Here is an 18,059-nt window from a genome sequence, read left to right on the forward strand (position 1 = left end):
TGGACGGTCAGGGAGCGGGTTTGACCGGGGCAGCAGCTATCGATCTCTACGTGATGCCGGTCGCGCCCGAAGCGGATCCTCGCGGCATTCTTCCGCTGCTGGACCATGCGGAGCAGAAGCGCGCGGCACGATATCGCCGGGTGCAGGACCGGCTTTCCTATATTGCCGCACACGCCCTGCTGCGCGTGATGCTGGGGCACAGGCTGGGCGTGGAGCCGCCAGCCCTTCGGTTTTCGTCGCGGCCCGGCGGCAAGCCGGTGCTGGAGAGTGGATTTGAGACAATCCCTTTCAGTTTGAGCCACAGCGCGGGCGTGGTTGCGGTGGCGCTCGGATGTGACGTCGAACTGGGGGTCGACATCGAAGTCTCGCCCCGGCCACGGCCTGCCGGCAGGTATGCGGCGTCGGCCTTCTGTCCGGACGAAACCGCGATGATCCACGGCGTCGTGGAGGATGTGGCGCGCGAGCGGCTCTTCCTGCAATTCTGGACCCTGAAGGAGGCGTTCGCGAAGGCAACGGGGCGCGGCCTTTCCGGAGGTCTCGACCGCGTGTCCTTCGCGGCCGGTCCGGACCGGCCCGTCTTCCATTCAGCGGATGATGGGCCCACGTCGGAATGGAAGTTCGCGCAATGGTCTACCACCGATCACGTGCTCGCCTTGGCCGCGCGCGGCAGGGACATGCCTCGCGCGGTCCAGCTTCACGTGCTGGATGAGGATGCGCTCAGAAGCGCGCCTCCAGCTTCACGTTGAAAGCACGCGGCTCGCCATAGAAGTTGAACACCGTGGCGGAGCCGAGGCGCTCGTAGTAGACCTCGTCGAACAGGTTGGTGACGGTTGCCGAGGCCCTGATGTTCTCGTTGATGTCGTAGGCCAGCCGGGCATCCACGATGACATACCCGTCCTCTTCGAACCTCGCCGCTCCGTTGACATTGTAGAAGCTGCTGACGGCCTTCACGCCTCCGCCGATGGACCAGTCCTTCAGATAACCTTCGTCGAACTTGTACTGTGTCCACAGTGAGAAGACATGTCGGGGGACGAGGCTTGAGAACGCCTGTCCGTTCTGGGCGACAGGCGCCCGGATGAACTCCATGTCCGAGAAGGTGTAGCCGGCAAAGACGTCCCAGCCCTTGATGGGGCTCCCGCTGATCTCGGCTTCCACGCCGTTGATCTCCACCTCGCCCACGGCAGCGAAGACGCCGCCCGTGCTGATGTCGCTGAAGGCGCGGTTCTTGTCGTGCTGCTGGAACACGGCGAGCTGCGTGTTGAGGTTGCCGTTGAACCAGGACGTCTTCACCCCTGCCTCGTAGCTGTCGCTTTCCCGCGGTTCGAGAGATTCCGCTCCGGCGGTGGTCTGCAGGGCGAAGGATTCCGCGTAGCTTCCGTAGACCGAGATGTTGTCGGTGATATCGACGACCAAGCCGAGATTGGGCAGGAACTTCGCGTCCTCGTCGAATTCTCCCGACAGGCCGCCCGTCCGCAAGTTCGTTGTCTGGTTTTGGTACCAGCCAAGCCGCCCGCCGAGGACCACGGTCACCGGCTGCACAGGCTTGACGCGCAACTGGCTGTAGGCGCCCATTTGCTCAGGCTCGGTGCGAAGGCGGTCACCGTAGCTGACCACGGGGGCCTGCCAGGACGGATCAGGATCAAACACGTTCGTCGTGCCCGGCACCGTTACAGTGCCGTTCTGGACGGTTTGTTCGTAGCGTCGGTAATCCACGCCTGCCACGAAGTTGTGGGTCAGCCCCCAAGCTTGGAAGGGGGTGTCGATATGAGCGTCAGCCGAGACCGTGCGCTCTTCATACCTGCGGGCCGTGCCGGCACGGGGTATATTCCCGCTCGAATCCACGCCGGCGGCTTGCCCTCGAACACTGCCGGCAAACCCATAAAGATAATCCACCTCGCGGTCCGTCACGCGCATTCCGGCCCCGATGCGGCCGCCATTGTCCAGCCGATGCTCCAACTCCACGAGCGCCTCGTTCGACTCGTTGTCGAACCTGTTCCAGTCAGCGCCGACGAAGGTCGAGCGGTCCACGTCGAGCAGGCGCCGGTCTGCATAGGCCGGCAATCCGTTGAACGGCGTACTCTTGCGCTCCTGCCGCCATGCGGAGACCGTCAGCGTCGTGTCGTCCGTCAGGTCCGCTTCCACCGTCCCGAACAGCACGCCCACCTGATTGTCGTTCACGTCCACGAAGCTGTCGCGGTCCTGGAAGGCGGCGGCCACACGCCCGCGGACAGCGCCCGATTTTACCAGCGAGCCGGAGGTGTCGATCTCTCCCCGGAAGTTGTTCCAGGAGCCGCCGGAGACGGAGCCGTAGACCTTTGTCTCCTCGGTCGGGCGCTTCAGCACGAGGTTCACCGCGCCGCCGGGCTCACCTGCCGCGCTGAACAGGGCAGCGGGGCCGCGCAGCACTTCCACGCGGTCGAAGATGAAGAGGTCGGGCTGCGTGCCGTAGATGCTCGCCATCGGAGCCGGCAACCCGTTCACCAGCGCGGTGTCGAACTCGAACCCGCGTGAGAAGATGCTGGAGCGGCCGGGATCGTTGCGCAGCACGTGCAGGCCCACGGTGCGCCGCGCGATATCCTCAAGCTGGGTGAAGTTCTGGTCCTCGATCCGCTGCCGCGTGATGACCGACACCGATTGAGGGATCTGCCGGAGAGGCACCGCGCCCTTGCCGCCAATGGTTGCCCGGTCGGTGGTGTAGGAGCCTGTGCCCTCGGTCGCGGCAGGATCGGTCTTCGGTTTGGCACCGCCGGCGCCCTGTGCCTGGCCTTCCACCGTGATGGTCTCCAGTTCCACGTCCACCGCCTGCTGCGCCCCGGCGGGCGCGGCCAGAGCCGTGATCATGGTGGTGGCCAGAAGCATGGCCCGATACTGGCCTGACGCGATGCGCATGTTGTCTTCCCCCGAAGATGCCGTGCCGTGGCTCATAGCGGCGGCGGACAGGGAAAGCCTTTGGTGAAAATGCAATCATGTTTGCCGGATCGTCAGATCAACGCTTGCAAAGCCGGTGTTGCAAATTCGTTCAAGATGCCGCCGAAATTCATCGTGAGTAGTCTAGATCCGTTCAAATATTCATAGCCGAACGTTGTGTTGACAGCTCGTGATCATCAAGCCTTCTACAGCATGTTCACTTCAGACATTTTTTGAAGAGTTCCAATGAAGATCGAAGGGACTGTGACGCCGGACGAGGTGGCGCGCCTTGTCTCTGTCGCGGGGCAGGATTTTCGTGTCCGCACGATGCCTGCCCGTGGCCCGGTGCTCGACGGGGTCTTCCGCATGGAGAGGCTCTCATGCGGCCTCGTCCTTCATGCGACCGACGGCATCACCATGCGTGACCTAGACAGCGAGATGCAGCACCATGGTGGCATCACGCTGTACCTGTTTCTCGCGGGTGAGGTCGATCTGTCGATTGCCGGCGAGCCGATGCGCGTGGGCCGGCACGGTCCAGAGCTCGAGGCCGTGATGATCTCGCATCCACGGCCGGAGCTCTTCCGCCGCCGCGCCCGGAAGGGGGAGCGCCAGCGCAAGGTCAACATCTCCTTCTCCAGGGAATGGCTGGAACAGCGCGGCCTCCTGGAAGCCGGCGATGACGGCCCGTTGTCCCGCTTCTGTGGCGCGCATCTCGCGCAGCTTCGCTGGCGCCCGTCACCGCGCCTCGTGGCGCTTGCCGAGGATGTGCTGTTCATCATCACCCACGCCACCTGCGCCGAGACGCTGTACCTCGAAAGCCGGGCCACGGAGATGGTCGCGGAAGCCGTGACGGCGCTCGTCATGCAGGAAGCGGGGGAGGACGGATTGGCCGCACTGGACCGGCAGCGCCTGACGCGGGCCTGTGCCTTTCTTGAGCGGCGGCTCGATCACCTGCCGGCCCTGGAAGAGGTCGCCGGTGATGCCGGCGTCAGCATCGCCACGCTTCAGCGGCTCTTCCGCATGGCCCTGGGCACCACTGTGCTGGGACATGCGCGCGCGCTCAGGCTGGACCGCGCCCGGCTTCAGCTGGAGCGGGAAGGGCTCTCCATCACGCAGGTCGCCTTTGCGGCGGGTTATTCCAGCCCGGCCAATTTCGCGACGGCATTCCGGCGCCGCTTCAGCATCGCGCCCAAAGAGGTGCGGCGGCGGTCCTGATCCAGATCAGCGGTACTGGATCAGTGCCTTCTTCTTGAGGTCGGCCAGCAGCCGGTCGCCCTCGTCTTCCGAGGCCTTGCCGGCCAACTCGTTCTGGATTTCGTTGCGCAGCGCGCTGTCGTCCGGGGCGTCCTTCTTGTCGCACAGCACGACGAACTCCATTCCGGACTCGCTCTGCTGCACGGGCATCGTCTGGCCGGGCGACATGCCGCCCATCTGGTCGCGCATGCTGCTGGAAAGCTGCGCGCTCAGGCGGATCACCTGGGGCTTGGCCGCCACGTCACGCATGCCGCGCGCGCCCGCAACGGCGGCTTCACAGCTGTTGACGCGCTTGCGGAAGGCCTCGGCCTCGTTCTTGCGCTGGGCGGCATAAGCGGGGCTGGATCCGGCGGGCACCACGAACACCATCTGCTGCAGCACGAAGCGATAGGACCGGCTCTCGCCCTTCTGCTTGCGTTCCATCATCGCGGCGGCGATCTGCTGCTCGGAGACGGCGCTCTTCGCCTTCACCAGCGCCGGCAGCAGCTTGCGCTGGATCAGCTGGTTGCGAATGTTGGACTTGAAGGTGCGCGAGCTTGCGCCGCCCTGCGCCAGTGCCTGGCCGAGCTGGTCGGTGGACAGCTTCATATTGGTGGCGATGGCCGTGAAGCGCTCGTCGACATCCGCCTCCGAAATGGTCAGGCCGCGCTTCTTGGCTTCCTGCAGCAGCAATTGCTCGTCCACGAGGCTGTCGAGGGCCTGACGGGTGGAGATGGTCTTGCGCTTCGTGAGGCGAATGAAGCCCTGCCGCTCGCTGACCTCGGAGGACAGGATAGGCGTGCCGTTCACCAGCGCCGCGATCTTGGTCTGCGCGAGGGCCGGGCCATGCCAGCCAATGCCGGCAGCCAAAGCAAGGGCCATCAGGGCGGCGCGGGAGGCAGAACGTGCCGTGCGGATGATGGCCATAGATAAGTGTCTCTTTCTTTTCGGATCAGCCCTGTGCGGCTCGAATGCACCATCACCCGGATTTTGGCAATTCCGGGGAATTGTCGGAGATCCGGCCCATTCTACACCTTCACGTTTCGCTGAGAGCTACTTTTCTACCCGATATGCGTGCCTCAATGCGCTCACCGATCACCCTGATCTCCAGCTCCGGCCTTGCCAGAAGCGCGGGCGCGATGCTTGCCGCGAATTCCGGATTGCCCTCATCCGCTGCGCGACCAAGCCAGTGTGCCGCCGCTGCGACATCGCCTTCGCCGACAAGCAGCATCCGGCCGAGATTGAACTGCGCCCAGTAATCGCCGCCCTCGGCAGCCTTCCTGTACCAGCCCTTGGCGGCCTTCCTGTACCAGCCCTTGGCGGCGCCGCGGTCCTTCGGCATGTGCCAGCCTTCCTCGCAGAAGCGCCCCACCACGTTCATGCTCTTGGCGTGCCCCGCCTCGGCGGCCGTTCGGTGAAGATCGAGCGCGCGGCGCTGGTCGTCCTCGTCCGGGTTCCCCGCCAGCAAGAGCTGCGCGAGGTTGTACATGCCCCAGACATCTCCCTTTCCGGCGGCAGCTTCGTAGTGCCGGACGGCGGCCTCGCGGCTCGGCTCCACGCCCCAGCCATGTTCGTGGCAGCGGCCCAGCATGTTCTCGGCTTCGGCATTCCCGCTGCCCGCCGCGGCGGCGAACCAGCGCGCGGCGGCCTCCGAATCGCGCCGCACGCCCTCGCCATGCAGCAGCATCCGAGCCCAGGCCAGCTGCGCGTTGACGAGGCCGTACTTCGCCGCCGCTTCCAGATAAGGGGCAGCAGCCGCGGGATCGGCGGCGACAAGTTCGCGCAGGGCATCGCCGCCGAGCGCCATCACCTCATCGAAGCGTGTGGCCTCAGGGGCCTTCCGCGTGCGGCGGAACATCAGAGCTCCGCCCAGGCCCGCAGCAGGTTGTGGTAGTGGCTGGTGATGCCGACCACCCCGCTGTGATCGTCCGGCAGATCCGTGCGGATCTTCATGATGGCTTGGTCGAGATCGTAGAGCAGGGTGCGCTTGCCGTCGTCGCGGATCATGGACTGCGTCCAGAAGAAGCTCGACCAACGGCTTCCGCGCGTGGTCTCGGTCACGGCGTGGAGGCTCGTCGCAGGGTAGACCACCATGTCGCCCGCATCGAGCTTCACGGCATGGGAGCCGTAGGTGTCCTCGATGATGAGTTCGCCGCCGTCGTATTCGGACGGATCGGTGAGGAAGAGCGTGGATGACACATCCGCCCGCATCCGCATCCCCGCGCCCGGAATGGCGCGCACCGCGCCGTCCACGTGGGCGCCGAACTTCATGCCGACATCGTAGCGGTTGAACAGCGGCGGCAGCACGCGGAAAGGCTGGGCGGCGGAATGGAAGGTCGGGTTGCGGCCCAGGGCCCGCAGCACCACGTCGCCCGCCTCGCGCGCGGCGGGAGAGCCCTCGGGGATTTGCATGTTCAGCTTGGCTTTGGCCGCCTGCTCGCCGGCGGTGGCCTTGCCATCCACCCACGCGGCCTCTTCCAGCACCTTGCGCACGCCCGCCACTTCCTCGGGTGTCAGCACATTCTTGATCTGTACGAGCATGTTCTCATCCACGAATGGGGTTGGGGAGGCCGCAGGCGGCCTCCCCATTTCGACGGCTGGCTCTGGGGAGAGGCCGTCAGAACTTCGCGCCGACGGTCATGGTCACCGCACGGCCGGCAGACGGGATCGCGCGGTTGGCCCACAGGCCGTCGTAGTTCAGCTCGTCGGTGAGGTTGTAGCCGTTCAGGGCCACGCGCCAGTTGTCGTTCTCGTAGGAGGCGAGCGCGTCCAGCGTGAAGTTGGACGGTGCGATGTTGGTGTTCGTGTTGTTCAGGAACACCTCGTCGCGCCAGGTCACGCCGCCGCCGACAAGCAGGATGCCGGGGATATCACGCAGCGCGACGGAGCTGATGTCGTAGGTGGTCCAGAGCGAGATCGCGTGCTCGGCCACGAAGGGCACCCGGTTGCCGACATTGCTGGCGGTGGTTGTGAACGAATCTCCGAGGATCTCGCTGTCGAGATAGGTGTAGCCGGCGAGCACCGTCCATTCCTTGGTGATGTTGCCGGATATCCCGAGCTCAAGGCCCTGCACGCGCTGACGCTCGTTGGTGGCCAGAGTATCGCCCGTCGTGGGATCGGTGATGAAGGCATTGTCCTTGTTCACGCGGAACAGGGCAGCGGTCACCCCGAGCTTGCCGTCCAGAAGGCCCACCTTCGCGCCCAGCTCGAAGCTCTCGTTTTCCTCGGGCTGCACGGCTTGGAAGCCGTCGCACGACATGGTCGGAGAGGTCGTGCAGCCATCCGAGATGGTGTTGGCGGCGTTGGTGGGGAACTGTCCAGCGACCGAAGCCGATGTCGCGTAGGAGAAGTAGTAGGTCTGGAGCTTGGTCGGCTCCCAGATCAGGCTGGCCTTGGGCGAAAAGAAGTCCGTTTCCTGATCGAACGGCGAGGAGACACCGGCCGTAGACACGCTGTCGTAGCTCACGTCGAAATAGTCCCAGCGCACGCCGGCCAGCACCGAAAGCTGTTCCGTGAACCACACGCGGTCACTCACGAAGAGGCCCACATTGGTGCTCTCGCTCTCCTTGTAGGCGCCGGTGTAATTGACGGTATAGCCGGTCTCGTTCTCGAAGATCGGGTTGCGGATAGGCTGCGTGCCCTTATTGCCGACTATGCCCTTCGCGTCGCGCTGGTCGTGCTGGTACAGGAAGTCCACGCCCGCCACGACCTCGTGCCGCAGAACGCCGGTCTCGAACTTCATGATGGCCGTGGAGACGTTCTGCACGCCCCAACTCTCCTGGAAGTAGCTGGGATTGCCGCCGCCAAACGCGATCGTAGGATTGGCGCCGTTGAAGAACTGCCCGGTGCAGGATGCTTCATAGCTCGGCTCGGGCACGACGCCGTCAACGGCGGTTCCCGCCCCGCAGCCTGGAACCGAAGCTGAGAAGTCGCGGTCGTAGAACGCGAAGCGCGTGTCGTTGCTGAAGGTGATCCAGTCGTTCACCTCCTTGCGGAAGCGCGATGTCACGGCATGGACATTGCCGACGTCCTGATCGGTCTCCTTGCCGTAGAATGTGTCGCGGTCCACGCCGAATTCAGTCACCGGCCGTCCCTGCGATCCGTTCGCTGCGATGTCGCCGAAGCCGGGATTGATCACGGGCACGCCGTAATCGGGCATGCGGTCGGTGTGCTGGAAGAAGTACTGCAGCGTCCAGGTCGTGTCGGTGCCGAGCCCGAAGCCCACCGAAGCGGCGAAGCCATAGCGGTCCGAATGCACGTTGTCGCGGTCCAGCACGTCCTGTTCGTGCGCGAGGCCCACGAAGCGCACCGCAGTGGTGTCGTTCACCTGCTTGTTGACGTCGAAGGTGCCGCGATACAGCGGCCCGTTGCCGATGGTCGCGTCCGCCCGGTACCAGTCGTCCAGATGCGGGATCTTGCTCGTGGTGTTGATCGCGCCGCCGGTCGAGCCGACGCCGAAGCTCTCGGAGGAGGGGCCCTTCAGCACCTCCACGCTCTCATAGTTGAAGCTGTCGCGGACCATGACGCCGAAATCGCGAAGTCCGTCGGTGAAGATGTCGCCCTTGGCCTCGAAGCCGCGGATGCGGAACTGGTCGCCGTTCAGGCCGCCATTGCCCTCCCCGATGGCGGTGGTGATGCCCGGCGCGTTGCGCAGCGCCTGCTCCAGCGAGGTCACGTTCTGCTGCTGCAGCGTCTCGCGCGGAATGACATTGATGATCTGGGGCGTGTCCTGCACGGAGCCCGGCAGGCGGGCAATGCCGGTGTTCGCGCGCAGCGTGTTCGGCGTGCCCTCTCCGGAGCCTTCGCCAGTGCCGCTGCCTTCGACCGTGATGGTTTCGAGCTCGACATCCTGTTCGCCGGCCACCGGCTGGGCGCCCTGTGCCGCCGCGCTCTGCGCCATGGCCGCGAAGGACAGGGCCAGGCCCGCCGTCACTGCTGTATGGGACATCTGCTCGCGCAGGCTCCCCGTATGCGAAATCTTGGTCATTCCCACACCCCAGTTTTGATGAGGTGCTTAAAACTTCGAATACTCGGAATCTTCAAGAGCTATGTTTTAGAGTCCTTGTAAGAACCTGTAGTTTGTAGTTTTTATAAATAGAAAGTGGGCGGATCCCTCGTCTGCCCATTGTAGAAATTCTAAAGAGCTCTCCTGAACTACATGCAGGAATGTGTTGGAAAAATGTCACGTCAATGCCGCTGCATCCGTCTGGACGCAGGAAGCCCGGCTCTCAGGCCGGGCGTCGATTCAGTTGAAGCGGATGGGAACGCCGATGTTCATCCGCGAGGCCATTCCCGACGGGATGGGCGGGATGCTGGCGCTCGACACCGCTGAACGTGCAGCATCGTCGAGACCCGGATCGCCGGACGATTTCGTCACCCGCACCCCGGTCACGCTGCCGGAGGACTGGATGGTGAAGCTGACATAGACCGTGCCCTTGCTGGACTGAGCGCGCTTCCGCCGCTCAATCGCGGCCCGCACCTGTCCGGTGTAGCGGTTGATCTCGCTGGGCGTGGCGCGCGCGCCGCTGCCGGCGGTGTCGCTCTGCCGCCGCGAGGCGCTCGCCGCCGCAGCCGAGGACGGCGTGGCTGCCGGTGGCTTCGGCTTCGGCTTCCGTGCCTCTTCGCGCGGCTTCTCGACCGGCTTCTTCGGCTTCTCGACGGGCTTGGGCTTGGGCTTCGGCTGCGCCTTCGGGGGAACGACGACCTCCGGTTCCGCCGCGGGCGGCGGGGGAGGTGCCTCGATGATCTCCTGCGGCGGATCGGGAACCGGCGGCAGTTCCTCCACGGGTTCGGGCTCCGGCAGCGGCTCGGGAACGGGTTCCGGTGGCGGCGGCTCCGGTTCCTGCACGGGCTCCGGCGGGGTTTCCTCGACCACCTCTTCGACCGGCTCCGGATCGGGCGGGGTTTCCTCCACCTCGCTGGGCTCGGCAGCTGCCGCTTCCACTGCCTGGGTCTCGCCTGCCACCACGCTCTCCGCCGATGCCAGGGCCGGCGCGAGATCGATGGTGATCGTCATCTCTCCGGGCGGCTCGACGGCTTCGTGCTTCGGCGCGTAGACGATGGCGAAGGCTGTGCCGACATGCAGCACGCCCGCGGCCACGAAGGCCGTGAACAGCCGGCGCCGGTCGCGCGCGCGCAGGCGGTCTTCGAGCGCGTACGGGCTCTCCGGCTCAGGCGAAACCGTGTGCGGCATCGGAATGGCCTCGGATCAGGGAACTGCGGGCGCGGCAGGTGCCGTGCTGACCGGCGCGGGCGCGACGGCACTCGGGGCGGCGCCCTGCGCCGGCGGAACGCTAGCGCCCGGTGCCTTCTCCGCGATCAGCGAGACCTTCAGGAAGCCGGCGGTCGACACCTGTCCCATCACTTCCATGATGCGGCCATAAGGGATCTCCCGGTCCCCGCGCACCAGTACCACCGGCTGCGGATCCTGCGCGGCAAGGGCGGCGAGGCGCGGCACGATGCTGTCCTGCGCCAGTTCCTCCTCGCCGAGGAAGACCTTGCCGTCCTTGTCGATGGAGACGACCGTCGGGTCCTTCTGCTCCGCCACCTTGGCGGCGGCGGTCTTGGGGAGTTGCAGCGGCACGCCCACGGTCATCAGGGGCGCGGCCACCATGAAGATGATGAGCAGCACGAGCATGACGTCGACGAGAGGCGTGACGTTGATGTCCGAGACCGGCGAAAAGCCGCCGTCTTCCGATTCCCAGTTGCCGCCATGGCCGCCGATCTGTGCGCCCATTACTCGGCCGCCTCTGCCCGGTGCAGCTTGCGGTCACGCGCCAGCCGGTTTCCGACATCGGCGATGACGGCGCCGGTGCGGTAGGCGATGCGGCCTAGATCCACGCTGAACTTGTTGTAGGCCATGACGGCGGGGATCGCCGCGACAAGCCCGATGGCGGTGGCGAACAGTGCTTCCGCGATGCCGGGCGCGACGACGGCAAGGCTGGTGTCCTGGCTCTGCGCAATGGACGAGAACGAGTTCATGATGCCCCAGACGGTGCCGAACAGGCCGATGAACGGGCCGGCCGAACCGATGGTGGCGAGGAAGGGCAGGCCGACCTCCAGCCGCCGCAGCCGCGCGGTCATCGCACCCTTCATGGCGCGTTCGATGCGCTCGCGCCGCTCCGCTCGGGATTCGGTGGAATCGTAGTCCTGCCAGGCCGTCATGCCGGCCTGCAGGACGCCATTGGGAAGGTCGCCCTTCACGTTCTGCAGGTCGCCGGAACGGCCGGCCGTCTCGAAGCTGCGGAGATGCCGTTTCACGGCGCTGAAGCGGATCATCTTCTCGAAGATGATGGTCCAGCAGATCACCGACGCAATGGCCAGCAGAGCCATCACCGATTTGACGATGATGTCGGCCTGCAGGAACAGGCCGACAAAGGAAAGATCGTGCGCCTCGTTCATGGCGGTGTCCGATGCTTGAAAGGATTGGCGGCTCTCGTGCGGCCGGCTCGGGGTCTTTCCATCATCGTCTGCGGTGCAAAGTCAATGATCTTCTGGTTGCCTTGAATTAGAAGAACTATAATCTAGAGCGATACTGTCTGGCCGGTGTGATTACTCTGGAACAGGTCGAAAGTGCTGGAAGTCGGCTGCTTCCGAAGCGTGCACCCTGGCCACGGGGCCGCGCAGCACCGTACGCCGGCACCGCGCAGGCTGCTTGCGCGCCCCGGCGTACGGAAGGGAACGCGCCGAATGCCGGGCGCAGCGGTGCGACAAGAATCCGGAAGACTCCTGCAGCCATTTCCGCTAACTCGCGCCCCAGAGGGCAGCGTACCATCCGTGCGTTGGGCGGATTGTTCGGGTGGGAGCGGATTGAGCAAGACAACGCAAGCACTGGCCATCAACTGGCGGCATTCGGGACTGTGGCGGGCTATGGTGCCGGCCGTCATACTCGTCGCCGGCCTGCTGTGCACCGTGCTCGCCACCGTACAGATGAAGCGGACGGTCGAGCGCGCCGAGGCGCAGCACTTCGCATCCTTGGTGGAAGACCGCATCGACGCCATCCAGGACCGTATGGAAACCTACCTCGCGCTGATGCGCGGCGCGGCCGGGCTATTCTCCGCGAGCGGGGATGTCACGGGCGCCGAATTCAGCGCCTATGTCGAGCGGCTGCGGGTCGGCGATCTCTATCAGGGCATCCAGGGCATCGGGTACAGCGCCATAGTCCCGACGGACGGTGTCGCGCTGTTCGAGCAGGGGCGGCAGACGGAGCAACCCGGCTTCCGCATCCGTCCGGACACTCCGAGGAATTTCTACACAGCCATCACCTTCCTCGAGCCGTCCACCGAGAAGAACCTGCTGGCGATCGGCTACGACATGTTCAGCGAGCCGGTGCGCCGCCAGGCAATGGAGCTTGCCCGCGACAGCGGCAACCGCGCCATGACCGGCAAGGTCGCGCTGGTGCAGGATGCGGGCCAGCCGGACCTGTTCGGCATCCTCATCTATCTGCCGGTCTACGATACCGTGCGCGGAGCCACCCCCGACAGCGTCGAGGAACGTCGCCGCCGGTTGCGCGGCTGGGTCTACAGCCCGTTCCGCTCGCAGGACCTGTTCACCCGTTCCGCGGGGGACCGCCGCCGCACAACCGAGATCGATTGGGAAATCTACGACGGCACCGGCACCGAGCCCGCCCGCCTGCTGTTCCGCTCGACCGCTGCGCCCTTGGCGGAAGCAGACTACAGCACGACGAGGACCGCACAGGTTGCGGGCCGCAACTGGACGCTCCGGGCCGTCAGCAGCGAAAGCTTCGCCCGCGATTCCAACCGCTCGTCCATCCCGTTCATCGCGGCAGGCGGGCTGCTGACCACGGTGCTCCTGTTCGGCGCCTCGCTGGCGCAGGCACGTGCCATGCGCGAGGCGGAGAAGGCCCGCGAGGAAATCCACATCGCCAATGCCGGGCTGGAGGAGCGTGTCGAGGAACGCACGGCCCAGCTGGAGAGCGCACGCAGCGCGCTGGAGGCGCTGAACCGCAACCTGGAGACCCGCGTCTCGATCCGCACGGCGGACCTTCAGGAAGCGAACGAGGAGATGCAGCGTTTCGCCTACATCGTCAGCCACGATTTGCGCTCGCCGCTCGTCAATGTGATGGGCTTTACGAGCGAGCTGGACGTGGCGCGGGAGGAGCTGTCCCGCTTCTACCACCGCACAGTGGAGCAGCATCCGGAAGCCGCGGACAAGAACACCGAACTGGCCATCCAGCAGGATCTGCCGGAGGCCATCGAGTTCATCCGCTCCTCCACGGCGAAGATGGACCGCCTCATCAACGCCATCCTGAAACTCTCCCGGGAAGGACGCCGCGTGCTGGCTCCCGAGCGGATCGAATTGTCGGCCTTGATGCAGACGATCGCCAAGAGCCTTGCCCTTCAGATCGAGCAGGCGGGCGCGGACCTCGATATCGAAAATCTGCCGGAGATCACGTCGGACCGGGTGGCCCTCGAACAGATCTTCAGCAATCTGGTAGAGAACGCGGTGAAGTACCTTGCTCCACAGCGCAAGGGGCAGATAAAAGTCCGTGGCTGGAGCGAGGGTGCTACCATCGTCATCGACGTCGAGGACAATGGTCGTGGTATCGATCCACGCGACCACAGCCGGGTGTTCGATCTGTTTCGCCGCGCAGGCGCGCAGGACAGGCCGGGCGAAGGGATCGGTCTGGCCCATGTGCGCGCCCTCGTGCGCCGCCTGGGCGGAACGATCATCCTGAATTCCGAGGAAGGACGCGGCTCCACATTCCGCGTCCGATTGCCGAAGACGCTGACACGAACCGAAGGAAACGCCTGATGGCCCATCAGAACCCCGTCACGATCATCATGATCGAGGACGATGAAGGGCATGCGCGCCTCATCGAGCGCAACATCCGCCGGGCTGGCGTCAATAATGAGGTCAAGCACTTCGTCAGCGGCACCGAGGCACTGGATTTCCTGCTGACGGCGGAAACGCGCGGCGCCGGGCCGTTCCTCGTGCTGCTGGACCTCAACCTGCCGGACATGAGCGGCACGGACATCCTCGCGAAGATCAAGGCCGACGAGCACCTGCGCAAGGCGCCGGTGGTGGTGTTGACGACGACCGACGACAAGGTCGAGATCCAGCGCTGCTACGATCTGGGCTGCAACGTCTACATCACCAAGCCGGTGGACTACGAGACCTTCGCGCAGGCCATCCGCCAGCTCGGCCTGTTCCTCTCCGTCATCCAGGTTCCTGACGCCATATGAACGAACAACCGGCCGCGGAGGCGCCCCCGTCCGAGGGCATCCGCGTGCTCTATGTCGACGACGATCCGGGTCTGCGGCGGCTGGTCGAAAAGGCGCTGACGCGGCATGGCTTCGATGTCGCGTTCGCGTCGAGCGGCGATGAAGGGCTGGAACGGCTTCGCGTGGAGCGGTTCGACGCGGTCACGCTCGACCATTTCATGCCCGGCAAGGACGGACTGGCGACCCTGGACGACATCAGGGCCATGGATGATGCGCCGCCCGTCATCTACGTGACGGGAGCGGACGAAAGCCGCATCGCCGTGTCGGCACTGAAGGCGGGTGCCACCGATTACGTCATCAAGGACGTCGAGGGCATCTTCCTCGAACTGCTGCGAAGCGCCATCATTCAGGCTGTCGAGCAGCGAAAGCTGCAAAAGGCCAAGGAAGAGGCGGAGCGGCAGGTTCGCGAAGCGCGCGACCGCGCGGAGCTTCTTCTGCGCGAGGTCAATCACCGCGTCGCCAACTCCCTCCAGCTCGTGAATTCGCTCGTCACGATGCAGACCGCGATGGTCACGGACGCCGCCGCCCGCTCGGCGCTTCTGGAGACGCAGGGCCGCATCGCCGCCATCGGGCAGATCCACCGTCGCCTCTACACCTCCGACGATGTGCGCTTCGTGGAGATCGGCACCTATCTGGATGGCCTGCTCGAGGAGCTGGAATCCGCCCTGAGCGGCGAGGGTCGTCCGCACCCGATCGAGTTCAAGGGCGACCAGGTGCATATGCCGACCGATAAGGCGGTGTCGCTGGGAATGCTCATCACGGAACTGGTCACCAACTCCTACAAATACGCCTATCCCGAAGGCGTCGAGGGTGGCATTCGCGTGCAGCTTGCCCGCGCCGATGGGGAGCATGTCAACATCACCGTCGAGGATGATGGCATCGGCTGGACCGGGCAGGGCACGCCAAAAGGAGGCGGCTTGGGATCGAAGATCATCAACGCCATGGCGCGGATCCTCGGCACGACCGTCGAGTTCGACCCGGCCCATCGCGGCACGCGCATAAACCTCCGCTTCGCCGCGGCGTGATCCGTGCCGCACCTCGTCACGATCCTGCTCCCTTTGCAGTTCAAGCATGGCGGTGAGGTGCCATCCGAGCGATTCGATGCGGTGAAGCATCACCTGACGGAACGGCACGGCGGCCTCACGGCCCATACGCGGGCACCCGCGGAGGGCCGCTGGACCGGCGGCAATGACGGCGTGGCGCAGGATGACATCGTGGTGTTCGAGGTGATGGTCGGCGATCTGGACCGCGACTGGTGGCGTGCCTACCGGCGGGGCCTGGAGCGGGATTTCGAACAGGACGAGATCGTCATCCGCGTGCACGAGGTTGAGGTGCTCTGACCCCGGTCGGGGCCAAAGATGGGAAGTTGACCTATGAAGCGGCAGGTTCTGGCAGGTTTTGGTCTGGCCCTCGCGATGACATGGACCGTTCCGGTCCGCGCACAGGACGCGTCCTGCCAGGGCGGCCGCAGCTTCGAGACATGGCTGTCGGAATTCAAGCGTGATGCGGCGGCACAGGGCATCTCCAGCCGCGCCATCGCCTCGGCGCTCGATGGCGTCACCTTCGATCAGGCCACCGTCGGCAAGGATCGCGGCGGGCAGGCCGTCTTCACGCAAAGCTTCGTCCAGTTCGCCGGGCGCATGGCCAACGCCAACCGCATCGCCAACGGCGAGGCGAAGATCCGCGCGAACGCCGCCACCTTCCGCCGCATCGAGCAGGAGTTCGGCGTTCCTGCCGGCGTGCTGACCGCCTTCTGGGGTCTGGAAACGGATTTCGGCGGCTTCCTCGGCAACGGTAATACCATCCGCTCGGTCGCGACCCTCGCCTATGACTGCAAGCGGGCGGACATGTTCCGCGACCAGCTGATGGCCATCCTCAAGATCGTGGGTCGCGGCGACCTCACGCCCGACCAGATGCGCGGTCCCTGGGCCGGCGAACTCGGGCAGTTCCAGTTCCTGCCCACGCATTACGTGGATTTCGGCCTCGACTATGACGGCGATGGCCGCGTGAACCTCATCAAGTCCGACGCCGACGCGCTCGGCTCCGCGGCCAATTACATCAAGCATCTAGGCTGGCAGGCCGGCCAGCCCTGGCTGGTGGAGGTGAAGATCTCGCCCGACGTGCCGCTGGATCAGGCCGATCTCACAGTGGAACACACCGCCGAGCAGTGGACCGGCTGGGGCGTGCGGCGCACGGACGGCAAGCCGATCTCCGGCCCGGCCTCGTCCCTGCACCTGCCGCAGGGCCGCCATGGCCCGGCCTTCCTGGCCTATCCCAACTTCAAGAACGTTTACCTGACGTGGAACCACTCGCTCATCTACTCGACGACCGCCGCCTATATGGCGACGAGGCTGGAGGGCGCGCGCCCCATGTCTACGGGCGATGGCACGCCGGATCTCGACGCCAATGGCGTGAAGGATCTTCAGCGCCTGCTTGCCGCCAAGGGCCACGATGTCGGCAAGATCGACGGCATCGTGGGTGCCGGCAGCCGCGCGGCCATCAAGAAGGAGCAGGTCCGTCTCGGCCAACCGGCGGACAGCTATCCCAGCACGGAACTGCTGCAGGCCCTGCGCGCAGGGCAGTAGTGTCTATTCCGGCGGGTAGGCGTGCGCCTGCCCCCGGAAATCCTCGACTTCGCCGCCGTTCACATAATTCGGACCCACCGGCGATTTGCCGTGCCCGCCGGGGATGTCCAGCACATAGGTCGGCAGGCACAGGCCCGAGACGCGGCCGCGCAGCGCACGCATGATGGCCTGTCCTTCCGCGATGGTCAGGCGAAAACGGGCGGTGCCCGGCGCCAGATCCGGGTGGTGCAGGTAGTAAGGCCGCACCCGGCTCTCTACGAAGGCCCGCATCAGATCGGCCAGCACCGCGGGATCGTCGTTCACCCCGCGCAGCAGCACGGTCTGGCTCAGCAGGGGCAGACCCGCATCGGCCAGCCGGGCGCAGGCTCCACGCGCCGCGTCCGTCATCTCGCGCGGATGGTTGGCGTGCACGCCGATATACACAGTCTTGCTGGACGCGCTCAGCGCTCGCACCATCGCCTCATCCACCGCCTCCGGCGTCACCACCGGCACGCGGGTGTGGACGCGCACGATCTTCACGTGATGAATGGCGTCCAGCGCCGCGAGAATGCTTGCGAGCCGGCGCGGCGCCAGCATCAAGGGATCGCCGCCTGTAAGGATCACCTCCCAGATCTCCGGGTGCGCGGCGATGTAGGCAAATGCGGAGTCGAGAGCCTCGGACGACAACGTGCCCAAGCCTTCCGGCCCGACCATTTCCCGGCGAAAGCAGAAGCGGCAGTAGACCGGGCAGACATGCAGCGGCTTCAGCAGCACGCGGTCGGGGTAGCGGTGGACGATCCCCTCGACAGGTGAGAAGGCCAGATCGCCGATGGGATCGGCTAGTTCTTCCGCCGTGGTGTGCAGTTCCTCCGGTGAAGGCACGTATTGCCGGGCAATCGGGTCGTTCGGATCGTTCCGATCGATCAGCTTCGCCAAAGCCGGCGGGATCGCGATGGCATAGCGGTCCGAGACGGCTTCAAGCACGAGGGCCTGGCTGGGGTCGATAAGTCCCGCGTCAGCCAGGTCGTCCGCCGAGCGGAGTGTTGCAGTGGCAGCCATCAGCCTTCCTCATTGCCGGGCGTGACCCGGCAATCCAGCGGGGCGTGTGCGG

Annotated in this window: 16 protein-coding genes; 7 read left to right on the top strand and 9 right to left on the bottom strand. The window is 65.4% G+C overall.

Annotation, left to right across the window (positions count from 1 at the left end; genetic code table 11):
* The first annotated feature begins 20 nt into the window (after nucleotides 1–20).
* Nucleotides 21–746: a 4'-phosphopantetheinyl transferase family protein gene (locus SCD90_RS12965; protein ID WP_319845110.1), complete on the top strand. Its 726-nt coding sequence runs from the start codon at nucleotides 21–23 to the stop codon at nucleotides 744–746.
* Here SCD90_RS12965 and SCD90_RS12970 read toward each other — a convergent pair.
* A complete protein-coding gene (locus SCD90_RS12970; protein ID WP_319845111.1) occupies nucleotides 718–2,889 on the bottom strand; it encodes a TonB-dependent siderophore receptor in 2,172 nt (723 codons plus the stop codon). The genes SCD90_RS12965 and SCD90_RS12970 overlap by 29 nt on opposite strands.
* Before the next feature lie 264 nt (nucleotides 2,890–3,153).
* On the opposite strand from SCD90_RS12970, the gene SCD90_RS12975 reads away from it, so the two are divergent.
* Nucleotides 3,154–4,122: an AraC family transcriptional regulator gene (locus SCD90_RS12975; RefSeq protein ID WP_319845112.1), complete on the top strand. Its 969-nt coding sequence runs from the start codon at nucleotides 3,154–3,156 to the stop codon at nucleotides 4,120–4,122.
* 6 nt (nucleotides 4,123–4,128) lie between these two features.
* Here SCD90_RS12975 and SCD90_RS12980 read toward each other — a convergent pair whose 3' ends face one another.
* The 7 genes from SCD90_RS12980 to SCD90_RS13010 form a co-directional block, all read right to left on the bottom strand.
* On the bottom strand, nucleotides 4,129–5,067 hold the full coding sequence (locus SCD90_RS12980) for a SurA N-terminal domain-containing protein (RefSeq protein ID WP_319845113.1): 939 nt from the start codon (nucleotides 5,065–5,067) through the stop codon (nucleotides 4,129–4,131).
* Between the two features lie 109 nt (nucleotides 5,068–5,176).
* A complete protein-coding gene (locus tag SCD90_RS12985; RefSeq protein WP_319845114.1) occupies nucleotides 5,177–5,998 on the bottom strand; it encodes a tetratricopeptide repeat protein in 822 nt (273 codons plus the stop codon).
* A complete protein-coding gene (locus SCD90_RS12990) occupies nucleotides 5,998–6,681 on the bottom strand; it encodes a Fe2+-dependent dioxygenase (protein WP_319845115.1) in 684 nt (227 codons plus the stop codon). Before SCD90_RS12990 ends, SCD90_RS12985 begins: the two co-directional genes overlap by 1 nt.
* A gap of 76 nt (nucleotides 6,682–6,757) precedes the next feature.
* Entirely contained in the window at nucleotides 6,758–9,127 is a 2,370-nt protein-coding gene (locus SCD90_RS12995) for a TonB-dependent receptor (protein WP_319845116.1), read from the bottom strand.
* Between the two features lie 258 nt (nucleotides 9,128–9,385).
* Nucleotides 9,386–10,333 carry an energy transducer TonB family protein gene (locus tag SCD90_RS13000; protein ID WP_319845117.1) on the bottom strand — a complete coding sequence of 316 codons (948 nt, stop codon included), beginning with the start codon at nucleotides 10,331–10,333 and terminating at the stop codon, nucleotides 9,386–9,388.
* Nucleotides 10,334–10,348: 15 nt separating this feature from the next.
* On the bottom strand, nucleotides 10,349–10,876 hold the full coding sequence (locus tag SCD90_RS13005; RefSeq protein WP_319845118.1) for an ExbD/TolR family protein: 528 nt from the start codon (nucleotides 10,874–10,876) through the stop codon (nucleotides 10,349–10,351).
* A complete protein-coding gene (locus tag SCD90_RS13010) occupies nucleotides 10,876–11,541 on the bottom strand; it encodes a MotA/TolQ/ExbB proton channel family protein (protein ID WP_319845119.1) in 666 nt (221 codons plus the stop codon). The genes SCD90_RS13005 and SCD90_RS13010 overlap by 1 nt, the downstream gene beginning before the upstream one ends.
* Nucleotides 11,542–11,949: 408 nt before the next feature.
* Here SCD90_RS13010 and SCD90_RS13015 point away from each other — a divergent pair, with 408 nt between their 5' ends.
* From SCD90_RS13015 to SCD90_RS13035, 5 genes are read left to right on the top strand one after another with little or no spacing between them, the layout of a single operon-like run.
* A complete protein-coding gene (locus SCD90_RS13015; protein WP_319845120.1) occupies nucleotides 11,950–13,914 on the top strand; it encodes a CHASE domain-containing protein in 1,965 nt (654 codons plus the stop codon).
* Nucleotides 13,914–14,345, top strand: coding sequence for a response regulator (locus tag SCD90_RS13020; protein ID WP_319845121.1), 432 nt, complete (start codon nucleotides 13,914–13,916; stop codon nucleotides 14,343–14,345). Before SCD90_RS13015 ends, SCD90_RS13020 begins: the two co-directional genes overlap by 1 nt.
* Nucleotides 14,342–15,409 carry a sensor histidine kinase gene (locus tag SCD90_RS13025; RefSeq protein ID WP_319845122.1) on the top strand — a complete coding sequence of 356 codons (1,068 nt, stop codon included), beginning with the start codon at nucleotides 14,342–14,344 and terminating at the stop codon, nucleotides 15,407–15,409. The genes SCD90_RS13020 and SCD90_RS13025 overlap by 4 nt, the downstream gene beginning before the upstream one ends.
* A 3-nt stretch (nucleotides 15,410–15,412) precedes the next feature.
* Complete coding sequence (locus SCD90_RS13030; RefSeq protein ID WP_319845123.1) at nucleotides 15,413–15,724, top strand: hypothetical protein; 312 nt, start codon at nucleotides 15,413–15,415, stop codon at nucleotides 15,722–15,724.
* 33 nt (nucleotides 15,725–15,757) lie between these two features.
* Nucleotides 15,758–16,969 (top strand): lytic murein transglycosylase, encoded by a 1,212-nt coding sequence (locus SCD90_RS13035; RefSeq protein WP_319845124.1) that lies wholly within the window; start codon nucleotides 15,758–15,760, stop codon nucleotides 16,967–16,969.
* 3 nt (nucleotides 16,970–16,972) lie between these two features.
* On the opposite strand, the gene SCD90_RS13040 is transcribed toward SCD90_RS13035, so the two are convergent.
* Nucleotides 16,973–18,007: a lysine-2,3-aminomutase-like protein gene (locus SCD90_RS13040; protein WP_319845125.1), complete on the bottom strand. Its 1,035-nt coding sequence runs from the start codon at nucleotides 18,005–18,007 to the stop codon at nucleotides 16,973–16,975.
* Nucleotides 18,008–18,059: the final 52 nt, after the last annotated feature.

This window comes from Terrihabitans rhizophilus (assembly GCF_033898525.1).
In the GTDB taxonomy this organism is placed as follows: domain Bacteria; phylum Pseudomonadota; class Alphaproteobacteria; order Rhizobiales; family Methylopilaceae; genus Flaviflagellibacter; species Flaviflagellibacter rhizophilus.